The 18264-nt window shown below is 35.2% G+C and carries 19 protein-coding genes; 3 read left to right on the top strand and 16 right to left on the bottom strand.

What is annotated here, in order from left to right:
- Window positions 1-250: 250 nt before the first annotated feature.
- The 6 genes from ACIQZG_RS13595 to ACIQZG_RS13570 all read right to left on the bottom strand — a co-directional run bounded on the left by ACIQZG_RS13595 (window position 251) and on the right by ACIQZG_RS13570 (window position 5449).
- Window positions 251-409: a hypothetical protein gene (locus tag ACIQZG_RS13595; protein WP_402755816.1), complete on the bottom strand. Its 159-nt coding sequence runs from the start codon at window positions 407-409 to the stop codon at window positions 251-253.
- A gap of 208 nt (window positions 410-617) precedes the next feature.
- Window positions 618-935 (bottom strand): thioredoxin family protein, encoded by a 318-nt coding sequence (locus ACIQZG_RS13590; protein ID WP_402755815.1) that lies wholly within the window; start codon window positions 933-935, stop codon window positions 618-620.
- Between the two features lie 108 nt (window positions 936-1043).
- The gene (locus tag ACIQZG_RS13585; protein ID WP_402755814.1) at window positions 1044-1784 is read right to left on the bottom strand and encodes a GntR family transcriptional regulator; all 741 of its coding nucleotides are present in this window, start codon (window positions 1782-1784) and stop codon (window positions 1044-1046) included.
- Window positions 1785-1950: 166 nt separating this feature from the next.
- On the bottom strand, window positions 1951-3285 hold the full coding sequence (locus tag ACIQZG_RS13580; RefSeq protein WP_402755812.1) for an MFS transporter: 1335 nt from the start codon (window positions 3283-3285) through the stop codon (window positions 1951-1953).
- A gap of 111 nt (window positions 3286-3396) precedes the next feature.
- Window positions 3397-4116, bottom strand: a complete 720-nt coding sequence (deoD, locus tag ACIQZG_RS13575) for a purine-nucleoside phosphorylase (protein WP_402755811.1) — start codon at window positions 4114-4116, stop codon at window positions 3397-3399.
- A gap of 658 nt (window positions 4117-4774) precedes the next feature.
- Window positions 4775-5449, bottom strand: coding sequence for a YdeI/OmpD-associated family protein (locus ACIQZG_RS13570; RefSeq protein WP_402755809.1), 675 nt, complete (start codon window positions 5447-5449; stop codon window positions 4775-4777).
- A 681-nt stretch (window positions 5450-6130) separates the two neighbouring features.
- Here ACIQZG_RS13570 and ACIQZG_RS13565 point away from each other — a divergent pair.
- Window positions 6131-7063: an L-lactate dehydrogenase gene (locus ACIQZG_RS13565; RefSeq protein WP_402755807.1), complete on the top strand. Its 933-nt coding sequence runs from the start codon at window positions 6131-6133 to the stop codon at window positions 7061-7063.
- Window positions 7064-7106: 43 nt separating this feature from the next.
- On the top strand, window positions 7107-8681 hold the full coding sequence (locus tag ACIQZG_RS13560; protein WP_402755805.1) for an L-lactate permease: 1575 nt from the start codon (window positions 7107-7109) through the stop codon (window positions 8679-8681).
- A gap of 51 nt (window positions 8682-8732) precedes the next feature.
- Here the strand turns inward: ACIQZG_RS13560 and ACIQZG_RS13555 are convergent, their stop codons facing one another.
- Window positions 8733-9374 carry a GDSL-type esterase/lipase family protein gene (locus tag ACIQZG_RS13555; RefSeq protein WP_402755803.1) on the bottom strand — a complete coding sequence of 214 codons (642 nt, stop codon included), beginning with the start codon at window positions 9372-9374 and terminating at the stop codon, window positions 8733-8735.
- Window positions 9375-9537: 163 nt separating this feature from the next.
- On the opposite strand from ACIQZG_RS13555, the gene ACIQZG_RS13550 reads away from it, so the two are divergent.
- Window positions 9538-9987, top strand: a complete 450-nt coding sequence (locus tag ACIQZG_RS13550) for an SRPBCC family protein (RefSeq protein ID WP_402755801.1) — start codon at window positions 9538-9540, stop codon at window positions 9985-9987.
- A gap of 88 nt (window positions 9988-10075) precedes the next feature.
- Here the strand turns inward: ACIQZG_RS13550 and ACIQZG_RS13545 are convergent, their stop codons facing one another.
- From ACIQZG_RS13545 to ACIQZG_RS13505, 9 genes are all read right to left on the bottom strand, one after another.
- Window positions 10076-10690 carry a hypothetical protein gene (locus tag ACIQZG_RS13545; RefSeq protein WP_402755799.1) on the bottom strand — a complete coding sequence of 205 codons (615 nt, stop codon included), beginning with the start codon at window positions 10688-10690 and terminating at the stop codon, window positions 10076-10078.
- 267 nt (window positions 10691-10957) lie between these two features.
- Window positions 10958-11575, bottom strand: coding sequence for a TetR/AcrR family transcriptional regulator (locus tag ACIQZG_RS13540; RefSeq protein WP_402755797.1), 618 nt, complete (start codon window positions 11573-11575; stop codon window positions 10958-10960).
- A complete protein-coding gene (locus ACIQZG_RS13535) occupies window positions 11559-12281 on the bottom strand; it encodes an MBL fold metallo-hydrolase (RefSeq protein WP_402755795.1) in 723 nt (240 codons plus the stop codon). The genes ACIQZG_RS13540 and ACIQZG_RS13535 overlap by 17 nt, the downstream gene beginning before the upstream one ends.
- A 108-nt stretch (window positions 12282-12389) precedes the next feature.
- Window positions 12390-12899: a QueT transporter family protein gene (locus tag ACIQZG_RS13530; RefSeq protein WP_402755793.1), complete on the bottom strand. Its 510-nt coding sequence runs from the start codon at window positions 12897-12899 to the stop codon at window positions 12390-12392.
- A 153-nt stretch (window positions 12900-13052) separates the two neighbouring features.
- Window positions 13053-13808, bottom strand: coding sequence for a 3-oxoacyl-ACP reductase (locus ACIQZG_RS13525; protein ID WP_402755791.1), 756 nt, complete (start codon window positions 13806-13808; stop codon window positions 13053-13055).
- A gap of 218 nt (window positions 13809-14026) precedes the next feature.
- Window positions 14027-14248, bottom strand: coding sequence for a DUF2829 domain-containing protein (locus tag ACIQZG_RS13520; protein WP_402755821.1), 222 nt, complete (start codon window positions 14246-14248; stop codon window positions 14027-14029).
- 95 nt (window positions 14249-14343) lie between these two features.
- A complete protein-coding gene (locus tag ACIQZG_RS13515) occupies window positions 14344-15657 on the bottom strand; it encodes a GHKL domain-containing protein (protein ID WP_402755820.1) in 1314 nt (437 codons plus the stop codon).
- Window positions 15658-15935: 278 nt separating this feature from the next.
- Window positions 15936-17243, bottom strand: coding sequence for a sensor histidine kinase (locus tag ACIQZG_RS13510; protein WP_402755789.1), 1308 nt, complete (start codon window positions 17241-17243; stop codon window positions 15936-15938).
- 550 nt (window positions 17244-17793) lie between these two features.
- Window positions 17794-18018 (bottom strand): DUF1540 domain-containing protein, encoded by a 225-nt coding sequence (locus ACIQZG_RS13505; RefSeq protein WP_402755788.1) that lies wholly within the window; start codon window positions 18016-18018, stop codon window positions 17794-17796.
- Window positions 18019-18264 lie beyond the last annotated feature (246 nt).

Below are 18264 nucleotides of genomic sequence, written 5' to 3'. Positions count from 1 at the left end.
TGTTATGCAAACTCACCCAGTCGTACATAGCCTTCTATGAAGTTCGTGTTCCTCAGACCGGAGGTTTGCCGCTCGCTTCCTTCAGATTCCGCGTCGCCGCGAACACCCTTGCGTTAAGCTAACTATTACTTCTGCCTTCACAGTTCGGGACTTGCACCCTATAGACTACACCCATGCTGGGCGCACATAAAAAAGCGTTTCTACTGATTGTAGCAACGCTTTCCGTTAGTTAAAGTATGATTTTCCACAATTACTTTTCTTTTTTATTTCTTAATACTCCAGCAATCATTACGTAGATGAAACTTAATAAAAGAAGTAATAAGCCACCTAGAATGGGTAAGCCTAAAAAATCGATTCCTGTCAAAACTTTATTCCGCCTTCCTTCACGCAATATATTCCAAATATTCATTCAATATAGCAATGAATTTATAATTCCTTTTGGTCTACCTATTTAAAATACTCCTCTACTTCTTTTTATTCAACTAAACTGTTTCGATAGTAGAAAAATATAATGCAATACTTCTTAATGAAGAATCCGACGAATGAAATTAACATAACTAACTAAAAAAATCTCACCTCTTTTGAATCTTAGAGGTGAGATCAGACATCTCAATAAATTATGCTTTTAATCCATCAATAAAAGCTTCGATCTCTTGCTGTGTTTTGCGGTCCCTACTAACAAATCTGCCAACTTCATTTCCTTTATCGTATGCAATAAAGCTTGGTATACCATATACATCTAATTCAACACATAAATCAATGAATTCATCACGGTCAATCTTAACAAAATGATAATCAGCATAATTCTCTTCTATCGAAGGTAAAATCGGATCGATAACACGACAATCTACACACCAATCTGCTGAAAAAACAAATATCGTATTTTCACCTTTTTTTAGTACTTCAAATTGCTCAATCGATTGTAAATTTTCCACTCAAAAATCTCCTTCATAACTGGTGTTTTTCTTATAGTACCATATTCAATCCAACTAAATTCATTTTACGTCTCCGCTATACAAGAATCCCTGCTCCAACAATAAACTCTACCGTACAGCATTGATTGTTAAAAGACTAAATTCTCTAGGAATATAGTATTTATTATAGACTAATGGATAATCCTCATGGATAAACACACTTTCTAGTAATAAATCACAATCTTTTCCCCCAGCTACCTGATATTTCTGGAGTGAAGAAATCGTTGAGGTTGAATGCTTGATTTCGATAGCTGCTCTATTGGCAAGTTCATATATTCGACTTTCAAGCATTTCTAACAATTGATCATTTTCTTGTAAATTTAAATCCAATTCAGTTACTGCTTCAATGGCCATAAAGGTAAAGGAGTATCCTACAACTTCACCTGCACTCTTATACCATCGCTCAAAGGCAACAACTGCTGCAGCCTTCCGACCTAATACTTGCTGAGTATAGTCACTTTCCAAGTCAATTCTAAAATTCATCTCAACATCATCAATTTGTTTTGCATGTGATTTATACATAGGATTTCCTATTTTCTCAAGACCAATTTTTGGCGTTTTCGCAGGTGTTCTTGTAATGAAATTCCCTTTACCATGTATCCTTTTCAACAATCCATCGTCTTGTAAAAGTGAAAGTGCTTGTCTTAATGTCATTCTACTGACTCCGCACATTTTCGCTAAATCGGGTTCCGACGGCAATTTACTATCCCCCGCAAATGTACCATTCATTATCATTTTATATAATTGATCATACACAGTAATATATAATGGTTTTTTTCTTTCTTGCTCCTTAGCAATTTTGTATTCCATCTTCTCACACACCTATATTATTTTCAGATCATGGACCATTATCTAGTTAATTCCTTACTATGTATTATAACATGCATTTTAAACTTTCAAAATCTCCGCTTTACTCATACTTATTTCAAAAAATGTGCCGCAGATTTTTATCTGCGACACATTTTCCTAGATACCTTTAGTTAGCTTCTTTTTCAAATTTACCCGATAAGAACCAGAATAATATTAGAGTAAGACCAACAATAACTGAAAGGATAATTAATATATTCGATATTTCAAAAGAATCAAGCATAGCTGCAGTGTATGCGATACCGATAGAAGCAGATACATTGATAACTAAATTGTAAAAACCGATTGCTGTTCCTGTTTTTTCTTTAGGAATAGTACCAATACAAGTATCAAGTAGTGGCGCATACATAAAGGCAAATGAACCTGAGAATACAATCATAGAGAGTACAAACACAACAACAGTGCTCTCAGTAAATAGTCCTGGGATGAACAGAGCAAGTGCGATACCACCTAATGCAACAAGAGTTGCTTGTCTACTGTTGAAGAATTTAGCAATTTTACCAGAAAGGGCACCAATAATAATTGCTGCAATATATCCTGGTATTAATAACAAGGAAATCATATCAAGTTTTAAACTGTAGATTTCATCTAAAATAAATGGGAAAACAAAGATGTATCCTAATTGTATTGAATAAACGATAAATACAATCGGTAACGTACTAATGAAACGCTTATTTTTGAAGAAAGTCATATCAATTAAAGCTTTTGAGCTCTTACTGATATAAACTAAGAATAGGCCAATTGCAATCGCAAAACCGATTAGGTAAAGCCAGTTAAAATTCGAAATATACAGCATAATTGTTGTAGCAATTGTTGCGATTAAAAACAACCCAATTACATCAACATGAGTCTTCGTAGATTTTTCCTTCGGTAATAACTTCAAGATAAATGGAAGGATAGCGATTGCTAATAAAGCAATTAAGAATAAAGTTGTCCAGTGTAAGTAAGTAGAAATAAATCCACCTGTTAAAGAACCAATTAACAGTGACATTGCATAACTACTTGTACTTAATCCTAAGAACTTCTTTTGTTCCTCTTTAGGTAAGTGTTTCGTAACGTAAATAACATACAATGTTTCAGCAGATGCTAAACCAGCTGTTTGAATAATACGTCCAAAAAGAATCATTGCAAAATTGTCTCTAAAAAGATAGCCAATTATCGACCCGACTACTATGAAAATAACACCTGCACTTAAAAGTGTACGGATATTAATAGAGTCAGCTAACGAAGCGTAAACTACTGCACCAATACCAATTACTAGACCAGCTAAAGTTGCTTGCCAACTAACTGTAGTTGCCGAAATTCCAAGGTCTTTTGCGATGTCTACAGATACTAATTTAAACGAGTTATCAATAATTAAAGCGAATAGGAAGAAAAACAAAATAACTGGTACTGCTTTTTTTGCATCGAAGTTTTGAGCTTCATTCTTAGTTGTTGCTTCCATTATAAAAATCTCCTTCTTGTACTTTGATTTTAGGCATAAAAATAGTCTGGGGGTGAGGGAAATTAAACAACTTCCTTTTCCCCACAGACTTTATAGGTTGATAGAGCTTATTTATTCAGCAAGCTCTAAAGCGATTTCCATCATTTTCGTAAATGCTGTTTGTCTTTCTAATTGAGTCGTTTTCTCATGTTTAAAGATATGGTCACTGATTGTTAAGATACAAAGTGCATTTACACCTGCTTGCGCAGCATTCATGTAAAGTGCAGCAGATTCCATTTCCGCGCATAAAACGCCCATTTTACTCCATCTTTCCATTGCTGTTGAATCAGCATTGTAGAAAACGTCACTAGAAAGAACATTACCAATACGAACTGGATAGCCTTTTTCATCTGCAACTTTCTTAGCTTTTTCTAATAATTCATATGATGCAGTGATTGAATAGTGTCCAGGTAGGTTGTATTGGTGTGCGTAGTTTGCATCTGTTGATGAACCCATTGCAAACACAATGTCATATAAGTTCAGATCGTCTTGAATTGAACCTGCAGACCCGATACGAATTAAGTTTTTAACCCCAAACACATTGATTAATTCCCATGAGTAGATACCCATACTTGCAGTACCCATACCTGTACCCATTACTGAGATTTTTTTACCTTTAAAAGTACCTGTATATCCAAGCATGCCGCGAACTTCATTGAATTGTACAACATCCTCTAAAAAGTTCTCAGCGATAAATTTAGCGCGTAGTGGATCCCCTGGTAATAGGATTGTTTCTGCAATTTCTACCCCATTAGGTTTAATGTGTGGTGTTTCTTTGTGATTTGTGCTCATCGTATAAGTCTCCTTTTAAAATAGGTTTCATAAAGTAGGTTCTACATTAAGGTGCTCTATTTCCTTATAGTTATGAATACGTTTTCTTATTATAAGGAAAAAATAGACAACTAAATGTCCGACCGGTCAAGTTGTATAATAAGTTGTCTAATTGATATGTATATAAAATACCACAGGTGCATTTCGTTTTTCAAACCTATTTGCTAGTTTTTCGCATTAAATTGAAAACCCTTTCACATTTCCGTCAAAAAAACCTCTCGAAAAACCCTGTTTTTTCTACATAAAGGTTCATCACCCTTACTTGGAGTTGTTTTCCGTTCCGGCTAAGCGCTTCTCAGGAGGCGTCCGTCCTGCCACAACTTCAATTAACAAGCATTCTAATAGTGTTATGCTCTTTAACCAAATACATCCCCGACTTAAGGTTACTAACCTATATAAAGAAAAAAAGCATTCACAATGAAATTTTCATTTGTGAATGCTTAGCATTTTCAATTATCTATCAAACGAAAGTACGTTCCCAAGTATGCCGATTAACCAACTCTCAGCATAACTTGTTAAAGTAATGGATTAATGTCAGCTCCGAGATGCTCACTGCATACGACTAATAAAATGAATAGATTATTAGCAGTTTACAACCTAATCACATATTTGATAGGTTTTATTGATTATCTTTTCTATATAGCTCCCTACTTTTATAACCTGCGCCTAAAATTACTTTCATTTCCTCACGACGTTTTTCTTTAGTGGCCTCCTGTTTGGCACTATAGACATATCGAGCCCAGTCTTTTCGATATCCAGGTGTTAAGGATTGATAGAACACAAGTAAATCAGGCGTATTATGTAAATCATTTTCAATTTCAGGAATCAATGCAATATAATCATCCACATTTTGGCTTGCTTTAGTCGATACTTTATTCTTATTTTTGGAATCTTCCTTAAGGCCAACAACCGTGAAAGTATCATCTAAGCCAACCATACGGGCAAATTTAATAGTACTCGTACCTACATAACCCGCTTCATCTGCACCTAACCCTTTTAATAGATCATCACGATGAATAAAAGTCGGATATACCTTATTGCCCTTTTTCGGATACGCTAAAAAGATATAGCCATTTTTATTAAGATAGTTATTGTCGATCACCTCTTTGACTAGCACTTTTAATGAATCCATATCTAATACAAACGCAAATATCAAATCGTAAGGGCCATCTGTAAATTCTGTGTCATATTCATGTAACTCTGCTAAATAATCCGTGCCAGGTGGTAAATGTAATACGGCAGCTTTCTCAAATTTATTTAAGTTCAATTTTTGTACAATTGTTTTTGTCATCATTTCCAATCCCATCTGTTCAATCTATTTTAATTCTTCGTCTAATGAATAATCTAATACATACCGCTCAAACTATGCAAGCCTGTTTTATTTGATGTTATTTAAATAGGTAGAAACTCTAACTTCCCAATGAAATTTCGTTTCCATACATCAACTATTACATGTCATTTGCTTGGCCTAAATCGAGTGAAATATGTTGCAATTTATTATATTACAGATTGATTTTTGTATAGCCGTGCCTTTAAGCTAATAGGATAACTTTTGAACATTTTTCAACATTATCTAAGAAAAATCTGAATTATTTATTACAAATCACAAATTTGGTTTGAAAAACAAAATAAACCTGTGCTATTTTATATTCATAAATTAGACAACCTAACATACATGTTGACCGGTCAAACATAAGTTGTCTATTTTTTCCTTGGAAAATAGCATAGTCATGATTCCAAGGAAATAAACACCTTAATCTAGAACCTTTTTTATTCAACCTATTTAAAAAAAATGATACAGAATCAACACTTACATACAATAAGTGTTGCGTCATTCAATTAAGAACTTGGCATATGTGGAAATAATGCTCCATTTAGTAGAGCGTATATTCCTAAAAATCAGTGTCAAACTATGTTTAGTCGTTTCTGAAATTCCTTTTATGGATTATAAAAATTGAACTGGAGGCATATTAAGATGAGTTTATCAGGTGGAAATAAAGTTGTATTAGTTGGTGCAGGAGCTGTAGGGTCAAGTTATGCTTACTCTTTAATTAACCAAGGAATTTGCGAAGAATTAGTACTTGTAGATATTAACCAAGCAAAAACAAAAGCAGATGCAATGGACTTAAATCATGGTCTTGTGTATGCGCCAATCCCTCAAAAAATTACTTATGGTGATTACAATGATTGTAAAGATGCTGCAATCGTTGTTATTTGTGCAGGTGCAGCACAAAAACCAGGTGAAACTCGCCTTGACCTTGTAGGCAAAAACCTTAAAATTTTCAAATCAATTGTAGATAGCATTATGGCTTCTGGATTCGACGGTATTTTCTTAGTTGCTTCTAACCCAGTAGATATTTTAGCTCATGCAACATGGAAATACTCTGGCTTACCAAAAGAAAGAGTAATCGGTTCGGGTACAATTTTAGACTCTGCACGTTTCCGTTACCTACTTAGTGAAGAATTTGGTGTAGCACCATCTAGCGTTCATGCATACATCATTGGGGAACACGGTGACTCAGAACTTCCTGTTTGGAGCAGCGCTAACATTTCAGGTAAACGCATAGAATCTGAGTTATCTGAAGAACAAAAAAATGAAATCTTTGTTCAAGTTCGTGATGCAGCTTACGAAATTATTGAGGCAAAAGGTGCTACTTACTATGGTATTGCAATGGGTCTTGCTCGAATTACGAAAGCTATCTTACGAAATGAAGAAGTTGTTTTACCTGTTGGCTCATTATTAGAAGGAGAATATGGTCACAACGATGTATATGTTGGTGTTCCTACAATCATTAATCGTTCAGGAAGAAAGAGCATCGTTGAACTTCCTCTAAGTGATGAAGAAAAAGCGAAGTTAGATCATTCTGTTAAAACATTGAAAGAAATTCAATCCCCGTTTTGGAAGTAATTTCAAAATGGAGTAGGGTTATCTAACAAAGGAGCTAGTCATCATGTTAGTAGAAACTTACGATCCATTCAATAAATTATTACTTTCTTCACTGGTCGCAGCAATTCCCATTATTTTATTTCTTCTATGTTTGACGATTTTTAAAATGAAGGGTGTTTATGCAGCTTTATTGAATTTAGTGGTTACCTTCTTGATCGCCATGTTCGTATTTAGTTTACCGATGAGCGAATCAACAGGTAGTGTTATACAAGGCGCCATTCAGGGTATTTTCCCTATTGGTTACATTATTGTTATGGCTGTTTGGTTGTATAAGATCTCTGTGGATTCAGGGAAGTTCGATATCTTACGTGCAAGTATTGCCGGGATTTCACAAGACCAACGCCTTCAATTGCTTCTAATAGGCTTCTGTTTTAGTGCCTTCTTAGAAGGTGCTGCAGGTTTTGGTGTTCCAATTGCGATCTGTGCAGTCCTATTAGTATCTTTAGGATTTAAGCCACTGCAAGCTGCTATGCTGTGTCTTATTGCAAACGGTGCTGCTGGTGCGTTTGGTGCCATCGGGATTCCAGTAGCCATCACGGGTACATTGAATTTAGAAGGTGGCGTAACGGCAATGGATGTTTCTGCACTGACAGCATTAACGTTACCGATTATTAACTTTACTATACCGTTCTTACTGATTTTCTTAATTGACGGGATTAAAGGAATTAAAGAAACTTTACCAGCAATTCTTGTTGTGTCTGCTACTTATACGGTGACACAAGCTATTATTACCGTATTCTTAGGTCCAGAATTAGCTGATATTATTCCGCCATTACTAGCGATGGGCTTATTAGCACTCTTCTTAAAGAAGTGGAAGCCGAAGAACATCTTCTTACTTAACGGTGAAGAGGTTAAAATTGAACAACATTCAACGAGTGACGTCATCAAGTCCTGGTCTCCGTTCTATTTGTTAAGTATTTTCATTTTAATTTGGAGTTTACCGCCATTTAAGGCATTATTTGCAGAAGGTGGCGCGCTTGCCTTTACTAGATTGACATTTGGCATTCCTGGTTCCTCATTAAGTTCAAGCATTGACTTAGTAAGTGCAACAGGTACAGCCATTTTATTGGCAGCTATCACAACGATATTAACAACAGAATCCATTAGCTTTAGCCATGGGTTTAAACTTTTAGGAAGAACGATTTCGGAATTTTGGATTCCAATTGTGATGATATGTGCGATTCTCGGTATTGCTAAACTCATGACATATGCAGGATTAACAAGTGCATTAGGCGAGGCTGTAGCAACTACTGGAGCAGTCTTCCCATTATTATCACCTATACTCGGATGGATTGGCGTTTTTATGACTGGATCCGTCGTAAACAACAATACATTGTTTGCCCCTATTCAGGCTACTGCCGGTAGCATTATCGGTGTCGATTCAGCTTTATTAGTATCTGCAAATACAGCAGGTGGTGTAATGGCTAAGCTAATCTCTCCACAATCCATCGCCATTGCAACTGCAGCTGTTGGAGAAACTGGTAAAGAATCCGAGTTAACAAAAATGACGTTAAAATACAGTGTTGCATTACTTGCATTTGTTTGTATTTGGACATTCATTTTATCCATGATTTATTAAAAAAGAAGCTTTCGTCACCATTGACGAGAGCTTCTTCTTTTAGAATTGTCTTTAGCCTTCTAACGGGGAATATCCGAGCCTACTTAAAGCTAATGCCATATGATAATAACCCTTACCGTTTGGATGAACCCCTCCTTTCGATAAAAAAGCTTCTTCATTCCCCTTAAATACACTATAAATATCAGCTACTTTAACATTCATTTTACGACTAAAACCATTCATCAATAAATTAAACGCTTTAATACCTTCATCTGCTAAAGGTATCTCGGGAAATGGGTTGTATAAATTTGTTAAGCGTATAATGTATTTATCTTGTTTGTCTAGAAGGTGAATTCTTTCTAGTATCTTTGAATAATTATCCTCTAATTGTTTAATTGCTTGAGATATAATTTTTTCATCTTTATTTCTTAAAAACTCTTTAGCAGCGTTTATTAAATCATTTCCTCCAGCCGTTATCGTAATGATATTTGCACATTTTATAGCTTCCGTAACAATCGGGGAATAAAGCATTGTTAAAACATCCTCCGTCGTTGCTCCTGATCTTGCGTATTTCTTATAAATAATTCGCCTTTTTAAAATTCGCTGACTCAGAGCTCTGTAATGTTCAACATACCCTGGGTCCAAAAAAGGAACACCGATACCAACCGTAAGCGAATCTCCTATGGCAAGATAACATAAAGGATTACAATCCATATTTCACCTCAAATGATTAATTATACTCTTATAGTATTCAAATCAGTTACGATTCGAAACTATTTGGGTGTTATTCAGCCGGACATGAGAGACAACTCCCCTTTTGAGCAAATGAACATATACATATATGAAGATCTAATTATAGAAATGGGGAGGAAAACGAATGCCAAGCGGAATACATCAGGTCGAGGTGGGGTTACCGATCAACAATGTTTGGGATTTTGTAAAGGATATGGATAATTGGGCTCCACTTATTCCTGGATATATTCAACATCGAAAACTTAATAACAATCAGTCCACTTGGGAATTTTATAGTAACATTGGGTTCATAAAAGAAAAGATTAATCTAATGGTCACTATAAAAGAATGGACTGAACCAACTAGGGTCACTTTTAATTTAAAGGGCTTAAATGAGGAACTTTCAGGCGATGGATATTTCCTTGCAGAAGTAATTGATAGAAATAAAACGAGGATAACAGGCTTTCTTGAGATCACTGCTGGCGGCGCAATGGGGCCACTAGTTAATACGATACTAAAGTCGTATCTTCCTAAAGTAACGAAAGAAATGACTATTGCCATCGCCACAAAATTAGAGGCACTCAATAAAAATTAAAGGCTGTTTCCAAAAGATTGTTTTTATATTTGGTGAATAGAAATTTAACTAAAAAGCCCCATTATTTTAAGAAGAACAGCGACGCTTATTAAACAATCGCGCTCATTTTGGTTTGATTAGTTAGTTCTCTTTTACCATTAGCAGAAAGTAAATATCCTCCCAGCCATACAAATCCTATACCTGTAATGGTTCCTCCAATGACAGTGATGATTCCTTCAGCACTTGGTATAAAAGTAGCCAAAGCAAAAACGAGTGTTCCTACTATTAAGCATAATCCACCCATACGAGGAAGAATGCTTTCTTTCATCACCGAAATTCCAACTAGAATCATACCTAAAACGAAAAACAATGGTCCAACTGTATATATAATGCCTGAAACGCCTTCATTTAAAATAGGATTTACATTCATCCCAGAAACACCTGCTATTTCTACATATACAACTGCCGTTACACAAGTTGTACCAATCAGACTCAACAACATTCCTAGATTACCCAACAGTCCATTTCTTTTGCCCTGCGCCTCAAATAATCCTATAAAAGCAAAGCTAAGACCTAAGTGGCCAAATAAAACTAAGCTTTGACCAAAAACAGTTCCATCATCTGCCTCCCCAAATAAGTTAATCAAATGTCCGATTCCTAAGAATAAACCAGAAATAACACTCGCGAATCCTCCGACAGATCGAAATAAAAGTGTGGTATTCATTATGAATTTCCTCCATTTTATGATTTTACTTCTCGCGTTTAAATTTATACTAAATAAATTAAACATAATTTCGAGGTAATATTTTATATAAATATCTAATTGTATTGCAAACGTTCCTAACCAATCTACCCGTCTAGTTGAATAGCAACAATCTTCTCGAAAACAGCCAATTAAATAAGGGTTAGTCCTCCGTTACGGTAAAACATCAGGGGACTAACCCAAATGGTAAGCTATGACGGATAAAAATTGGAATAACCATCCGAATATTTAACTTCTATTCGATATATCTTCATTATTAGCAACTGCATGAATACCCTCAATAAAGGTATTTATGAGGATTGAAAAGCTTTCATTGATATCAAGTGGTATTCCGAATCCCCCCATCTGTTCAATAGAAGTGAAGCCATGTAAAATACTGCGTAATCCTCTGACCATATGAATCGCCATTTCTTCCTTCAATTTGTAGGCTTGTAGCACTTGCACGACAAGTTGCACGACAGATTCCTGAGCCTGTTGTAATTCGCTATCGTTTGCATCTGGAAAGCGAGTACTCGCGTCATATAGCCCTGGATGTGTACTTACAAATTGGCGATATGCTTTACTAATTTCCCAGATGGCATTATCGCCTGAACGGCCAACTGCAGCTTGTAACATCGCTTCATTTAGTTTTTTTACTCCTTGAATGGCTAACTTTTGCTTCAATTCATGTAAACCATCAAGGTGGTTATACAATGAAGGTGGTCGGACTTCCAATTTTTCTGCTAAAGAGCCTATAGAAAGTTGATCTAACCCTTGTTCATCCACTAACTCTGTTGCCTTTTGTAAAATGATTGATACATCTAATTTCATACGACGTGCCATCTTTTTGTCACTTCCTATTCTCATTGTAAAATTTCATTTCTGCCTTTGTGATTGCTAAATTCAAAAGTTCCTGTGGTTGTTTTAACACCTTTCCGTGCCCAACTGCAAGTAAGCTTGGTTGATAGTCTTTTATTTTTTTTGCGCTTTCAAGAGCTGTGCACTTATCCCATGTCACTAGCGCGGGAAACGGAAATAATGGATTCACCATGCCTGACACCGAAATCCCCCCTCTTGTTGTGAAGGCATCTCCTGCAATTACATTTCGATTGCTTGTATCAAAAAGCGTAATAGAGCCCGGTGTATGACCTGGCGTTGCAATCACTTCTAAAGAGCCAACACGGTCCCCCTCTTTTAGCAGAACATCTGGTGTGGTTTTAATATTCTTTGGCACCCCGCCACGAATAGGTGTATTTTTTTCACCTGGTAGCAAAGTAGTATTTCCAGCCAATAACAGGGCGTCCCTTGCCGATATATACACCTGACTATCTGGTAATAATTCTTTTAGTGTATCTAACGCCCCTATATGATCATTATGTGCGTGCGTAATCACCATTTTTGTAATCGGTTTTCCAATCTTTTTGGCCGCAATGATAATACTTTTTGCACTATATGGTAAGGCTGCATCGATTAGAGTAAGACCTCTCTCTTCCTCCACAAAGTAACAATTAACAGGAAACACCCTTGGCATAAAAGACAATTGAAATAATGAACCAACATTTATAATTCTCACCCTTGAACACCCCTTAAAACTAATTATATTTACATTTTAACTAATAAGATTAGTTTTTGCAATATTATAAATAAAAAAACGCACTTGCCTAAGCAAATGCGTTTTCTATCATTTCGATAAATCGATTTTTTTATTTAATAAGAAAATCGTCACCCCACCAACAGTCATCGACAAAAGCTCACCAATCCCAACTGTAAACCAAGTCGCCCAAAATGGAAGACCGTATAGGATGGTTAATTGCCCTGCAACTGTGAACATTGAAAAAGCAAAAATCAATGCGGTCACAACCATTTTCATAATATCATTTGTCATACTCTTTGTTACACGTCGACATAGTAGTAATACAAGAAATGTCGCAATTCCACCGATTGGTACATCAAGTAGCCAAGTAGGTGACATAAAATTTGCGAGTACTACGCCAAGCGTCACTGCAACTACATATCGCTTATGATACAATGCCAAATAGTTGAACATCTCCGATAAACGTAGTTGTACAGCACCAAAACTAATAACCGACAACACGACGGTTACTGCCACATACAAAGCTGCAACAAGCGCAGTCTTTGTAAGCTCACTTACAGAAGTACGTGATGAATCTTTAAAAACAGACGTATCCAATTTTCATTCTCCTTTGTAAAATAGCAAAATCGCTATTTTAGTAATAACTACGACCAAAGGAAGAGAGCTTTTCGCCCTAACAGAAGTGTCGTAGTGCAAGCCAAATTTTGCTTCCTTGCGCATTATAACAGAAGAATTCAATTTTTAACAGAACTATTTTGTAATCCAACCGCCATCTATCGGGATGATTGCACCATGCATATAGTCAGCTGCTTGACTCGCCAAATAAAGTGTTAAACTCGCCACTTCACTTGGTTGTGCCCAACGACCAGCTGGCGTTTCCTTTGCCACCCATTTTGCGATTTCCCCATCACCTTCAAAATCAGCCTTATTCATCGGCGTTTGGATAGCACCAGGTGCAATCGCATTAGCGCGAATCCCGTCACGACAATAATCTAAGTCTAACTGCTTCGTATAACCTACGATGGCATGCTTGGACGCGGTATAAGCTGCACCACCGCCACCCGCAACAAGTCCTGCAATCGACGCCATATTAACAATGATCCCTGATTTTCGTTGTACCATATGCGGTAAAATTGTATTCGTCACAAAATATGTGCCCTTGACATTCGTATTCATGATTCGATCCCAAAGCGTCTCATCTGTATCAAGCGTTTTTGCAAAGCCATCTAAAATACCTGCCGTATTAAGCAAAATATCTACTTGCGTGAATGTCGCTACTGCTTCCTCAAATGCTCTTACAACATCCTCTTTGATGCACACACTGCCTACCCGATAAGCAAAACGCGGATGATATTGTTCGCTTAGCTGTAGTAATCCCTGTTCATCCATATCAAATGCGAATACATTCGCTCCATTCTCTAAAAAAGCAATAGCTTGCGCCTGTCCAATACCAGATGCAGCTCCCGTTATAAATACTGTCTTGCCTACATACTCTTCGAATTTCATAAATACCTCTCCTCATCAATTACGCCTCGGCGTAATTGTACATGCCGCTACGCTTTCGGCACAAAAAATCTGTGACAAGCTCGGGGGCTTTAACTTCATTCAATCTAAGTTTGGCGACCACAGAAAACAAGATAAAACCCATTTCATCTCACCACCACTAGAGATAGATTTCTCTACTGAATGAAAAAAAGCCCATGATTGCTCATGAGCTTTTTCAATTAGTCTACAATTATCCAATCTTCTGCTAATAAGTCACAAACAGTAGGTGTGAACATCGTGTATCCCTCACCGCGTACATTTATTAAAAAATAGGGGTTCAAGTTCTCACCTTCATGTTCACTCTGACCAATGAGTTTTACATACAACTCAGCTCCGCCCCAACCGTCACGAATTACTTTCTCTCCTGCTTTTAAACGCGGTAATACTTCTTCAAACGTCATCTTTATTTCACCCTTTAACTCAGTCATATGTAGCCTTCTTTATCGAACACAGTATACTGGATTTTTATCAAGTTTACAACTTATCATCAATTGTCCTAAAGAGGAATTTTCACAATGGCTGTCGTCTCTAAATCATTTGTCGATTCAATAGAAATTGCCCCATCATATTTACGTACAATTTCCCTTACGATAAATAATCCTTGCCCTCTTATCTTTCCTTGCTCTGCTTTCTTAGTTGAAAAACCTTGTTTAAATATTTGATCCTTGTCAGCAATAGATGGACCCGTATTCATAATCGTAAATTCATACAGGTTATCATCTGCATTGCAACATATCGTTATTTTACGTTCATTTTCTGGTAATTCAATCGTTGCATCGATGGCGTTATCTATTAAATTCGATAGTATTTTGATTAAATCCGTTGTTTTCATTTTAGCGAATGAATCATGAGAAATTGTGAATTCCATATCAATATTATAATTTTGTGCAGCTAGTTTCTTTGTTTGTAGTAATATTGAAAGACCTGGGTGATCTATATTTAATTTTAGTGATTCAATTGCCCGAACTTCTTTAGAGAGCGTTTCTATATATTTTTGTGCACGTTCAAATTCGCCTAATTGAATTAAACCATATAAGACTTGAATATGATTGGTGAAATCATGTCTTAAAGATGAAACAGAAGTGATTAATGTTTTAATTTCGCCTTGGTACACGTCTTCTGTAACTTCTATTTCTTTTGCTACTTCTTTTTGATACCATCTTTGCAAAGCTAAAAAAGAGGCTACTACAACTAGAATAACTACACCATTAAAAACAAATAGTAGAATATTATTTTTAAGCACTTTCCCTTTAATCTCATCCAATGTATTGGTACTAATATCAACAGCAAGGTATCCAATCGACTTCCCAGTTTCATCCTTTATAGGTGCGCCAACCGTTAAATAATTACCATATCTTGCATCTTGCAAAGACCCTGATACAAATGTTCTCCCTGTATAAAAAGCTAGTCCTATCTGTTCTTTTGGTATTATAGTATCTTCAGCTATTGGATAATCTTCAAACATATAATCATTTGAAGAGGCCCCTACTACCATTGCTTTAGAAATCTTTGGATTATCAATTTTCAATGTATATACATATAAAGCACCTAACTTTTCTCTTGCATCATTTAAATATCTTCTTATTTCCCAATAATATTCGTTTCTCACTGGGTTTTCCAAAAATTTCTTGTAGGTTTCTATATCCATTGCTGATGCAATAGATATTGCTGCTTCAAGACTTTGGTTTGCGATAGACTCCTCAACCGTCTTCTTCATCTTCACATAAGATGCAAAGATATTTAAACTTGTAAATAACAATAATAAGACAGTTGCTAATACTAAAATTAATTTTACTTTACGTTTTTTCATATATACTGGTACTTCCTCATCTTTTTTATTAAAAAATTTAATAATCGCAAAGATTACCAAAATCTTATTTAAACTAATCATTTACTTATTAAAGCCTCATCATGAAATACTTTCCTGACAACAGTATTATACTATAATATTGTTTTTCACCGAAATATGTACTTATTTAGTATAAAATTCATTTTAAATCAAGTACATATTAGGGTAATAATCCTTTAATAAAATTCACAATATAAAACTTCCTACAGTTTTTCGTAGGAAGCTTACACGTTTTCTATTTACTTTAGTGGAATTTTCACAATGGCTGTCGTCTCTAAATCTTGTGTCGAACTTATAGAAATTTCCCCATTATACTTACTTACTATTTCTTTTACGATAAATAAACCTTGTCCTCTAATCTTTCCTTGCTCTGCGCTCTTTGTTGAAAACCCTTGTTTAAATATTTGATCTTTCTCAACAATTGTTGGCCCAGTATTCGTAACCTTAAATTCATATCGGGCATCATCTGCTGTACAACAAATCGTTATTTTGCGTTCACCCTCTGGTAATTCAATCGTTGCATCGATGGCATTATCAATTAAATTCGATAATACTTTAATTAAATCTGTCGTTTTTATCTTTTCAAATGAATTACGAGAAATCGTAAAATCTATATCAATATTATTATTTTGTGCTGCAATTTTTTTAGTTTGCAATAATATCGATAAGCCAGGATGTTCTACATTCAATTTTAGCGATCGAATCGGCTGAACTTCTTTAGAAAGTGATGATAAGTATTGTTGAGCCTGTTTCGTTTCCCCCAATTGAAGTAATCCGTGTATCACTTGAATATGATTGATAAAATCGTGTCTTAAAGAAGAGACAGAGGTAATCAACGTTTTTATTTCGCCTTGGTACGTATCTTCAGTTACGCCAACCTCTTTTGCCATTTCTTTTTGATACCAACTTTGTAAAAATAAAAAGGAAACGATAACGAACAAAATAAATACACCATTAAAAACAAGTATCAGCGCGTTATTTTCCAGAACTTTCCCTTTGATATCATTCAGTGTATTGACACCAATATCGATACCTAAGTATGCAATAATTTGACCTGTCTCATCCTCTATCGGTGCCCCAACAGAAAGATAAGAGCCATAATTCAGATCCTCAAGTACATCTGTTACATATGTATGTCCTGCATAAGCTTTGCTGACCTGAGTCGCAGGTACTGTACAAACCTCACCTATGATATAACCCTCTTTTATATCTCTAGGCATTCCTGCTATCATCGCTTTTGAGACCCTAGGATTATCAATTTCTAATGTATAGACATGTAAAGCACCCAGTTTTTCTCTTGCATCATTTAAGTACTCTCTTAATTCCCAATAATTTTCGTCTGTGACAGGATCATTCAAAAATTTCTTATATTTTTCAATATCTAAAGCAGACGAAATGGATATTGCAGCTTCAAGAGTTTGATTTGCTATAGACTCTTCAACCGTTTTTGTCATTTTCACATAAGAAGCAATGACATTTAAACTCGTAAACAGTAACATTAATACCGTAGACAACAATATAATTAGCCTTATTTTTCGATTTCTCATAAAACTGGTACTTCCTCATCATTTATAATTGAAACTTTTGTTCCTCTGTAAATCATCGTAAAATTTCATTTTTTATGAAATGAAGAACTATTTTTCCGCCTATAATATTATACTATAAGAATCATGTAAATTCTTTTTTTGTTATACAATATCATCTGTAAAAGATTGCATTATTAGCACATTTTCCTATTTTTATCATTACTATAGACTCTTTACTCTTTTAGGAAATAGTAAGAAAAGCAACTAAAGACCTAAATATTTATTACATCCCATTACTCCTATAGCAAAAACACAACATTTATCCCTATTCTTCGTCAATTCAATGCAACTACATGTAAGATCCCTAATTTAAAATAGGTTTTTTTTAATAAAATCTAACTTGGATATCATTTTTGTATTTCTTTTATCCTCTAAATAGCAATACCCCATTCTGATTTACTAGCATGTCCATCCTTTTTGTAAAGAGAGGCCAAGACAGCGCTACCTTGGCCTTCTGGTGTACTTACCGCTTTACCCTAAAAAGTCCAAACGTTTAAAGGCAAATTTTTTATCATTGGCCTTTTTCTTTAGATTTGAACGTTTTACAGCACGTATCAGAAGATTGATTGGCTTCTTCAGACATATTGTGAAAATCAAAATCAGAAGCAAACTCTGTATTATTTTTCGTATTTGAGTGGTAATCCATATCAATTTTGATTTTTTCAGCACCACAAATATTCCCTTTTGCATGGAAAACACAATTGGATACAGTACAGTTCACTTCTACATTCGGCATAGCTCTCCTCCTCGTAATTTGATATAGCTTAAAAAGTATCGATTTAAGAAATGAATACCTCATCAATACTCTTCATCAAGTATTTTGTCCATTTCAAGATTTTTTATTTTAAAAAACTTCTGCTAAGTAATCGGCGCTTTCTAAAACCACTCATAAACGTCATAAAATTACCAATAATCTGATAATTATTACGCCAGCTTCACAATAAATTATTACTTATTAATAATTAAGAAAAAATCATAGAAA

The organism is Lysinibacillus sp. NPDC096418 (assembly GCF_044762775.1).
Classification (GTDB): Bacteria; Bacillota; Bacilli; order Bacillales_A; family Planococcaceae; genus Lysinibacillus.
Note: the sequence above shows the minus strand (reverse complement) of the source record. Positions and strands in the feature narration are given on the sequence as shown.

What these genes read in the sequence shown, in the direction of transcription:
- ACIQZG_RS13595 (WP_402755816.1), bottom strand. Translation starts at nt 409, where the DNA reads ATGAATATTTGGAATATATTGCGTGAAGGAAGGCGGAATAAAGTTTTG.
- ACIQZG_RS13585 (WP_402755814.1), bottom strand. Translation starts at nt 1,784, where the DNA reads ATGGAATACAAAATTGCTAAGGAGCAAGAAAGAAAAAAACCATTATAT.
- ACIQZG_RS13580 (WP_402755812.1), bottom strand. Translation starts at nt 3,285, where the DNA reads ATGGAAGCAACAACTAAGAATGAAGCTCAAAACTTCGATGCAAAAAAA.
- deoD (WP_402755811.1), bottom strand. Translation starts at nt 4,116, where the DNA reads ATGAGCACAAATCACAAAGAAACACCACACATTAAACCTAATGGGGTA.
- ACIQZG_RS13570 (WP_402755809.1), bottom strand. Translation starts at nt 5,449, where the DNA reads ATGATGACAAAAACAATTGTACAAAAATTGAACTTAAATAAATTTGAG.
- ACIQZG_RS13565 (WP_402755807.1), top strand. Translation starts at nt 6,131, where the DNA reads ATGAGTTTATCAGGTGGAAATAAAGTTGTATTAGTTGGTGCAGGAGCT.
- ACIQZG_RS13560 (WP_402755805.1), top strand. Translation starts at nt 7,107, where the DNA reads ATGTTAGTAGAAACTTACGATCCATTCAATAAATTATTACTTTCTTCA.
- ACIQZG_RS13555 (WP_402755803.1), bottom strand. Translation starts at nt 9,374, where the DNA reads ATGGATTGTAATCCTTTATGTTATCTTGCCATAGGAGATTCGCTTACG.
- ACIQZG_RS13550 (WP_402755801.1), top strand. Translation starts at nt 9,538, where the DNA reads ATGCCAAGCGGAATACATCAGGTCGAGGTGGGGTTACCGATCAACAAT.
- ACIQZG_RS13545 (WP_402755799.1), bottom strand. Translation starts at nt 10,690, where the DNA reads ATGAATACCACACTTTTATTTCGATCTGTCGGAGGATTCGCGAGTGTT.
- ACIQZG_RS13540 (WP_402755797.1), bottom strand. Translation starts at nt 11,575, where the DNA reads ATGAGAATAGGAAGTGACAAAAAGATGGCACGTCGTATGAAATTAGAT.
- ACIQZG_RS13525 (WP_402755791.1), bottom strand. Translation starts at nt 13,808, where the DNA reads ATGAAATTCGAAGAGTATGTAGGCAAGACAGTATTTATAACGGGAGCT.
- ACIQZG_RS13520 (WP_402755821.1), bottom strand. Translation starts at nt 14,248, where the DNA reads ATGACGTTTGAAGAAGTATTACCGCGTTTAAAAGCAGGAGAGAAAGTA.
- ACIQZG_RS13515 (WP_402755820.1), bottom strand. Translation starts at nt 15,657, where the DNA reads ATGAAAAAACGTAAAGTAAAATTAATTTTAGTATTAGCAACTGTCTTA.
- ACIQZG_RS13510 (WP_402755789.1), bottom strand. Translation starts at nt 17,243, where the DNA reads ATGAGAAATCGAAAAATAAGGCTAATTATATTGTTGTCTACGGTATTA.
- ACIQZG_RS13505 (WP_402755788.1), bottom strand. Translation starts at nt 18,018, where the DNA reads ATGCCGAATGTAGAAGTGAACTGTACTGTATCCAATTGTGTTTTCCAT.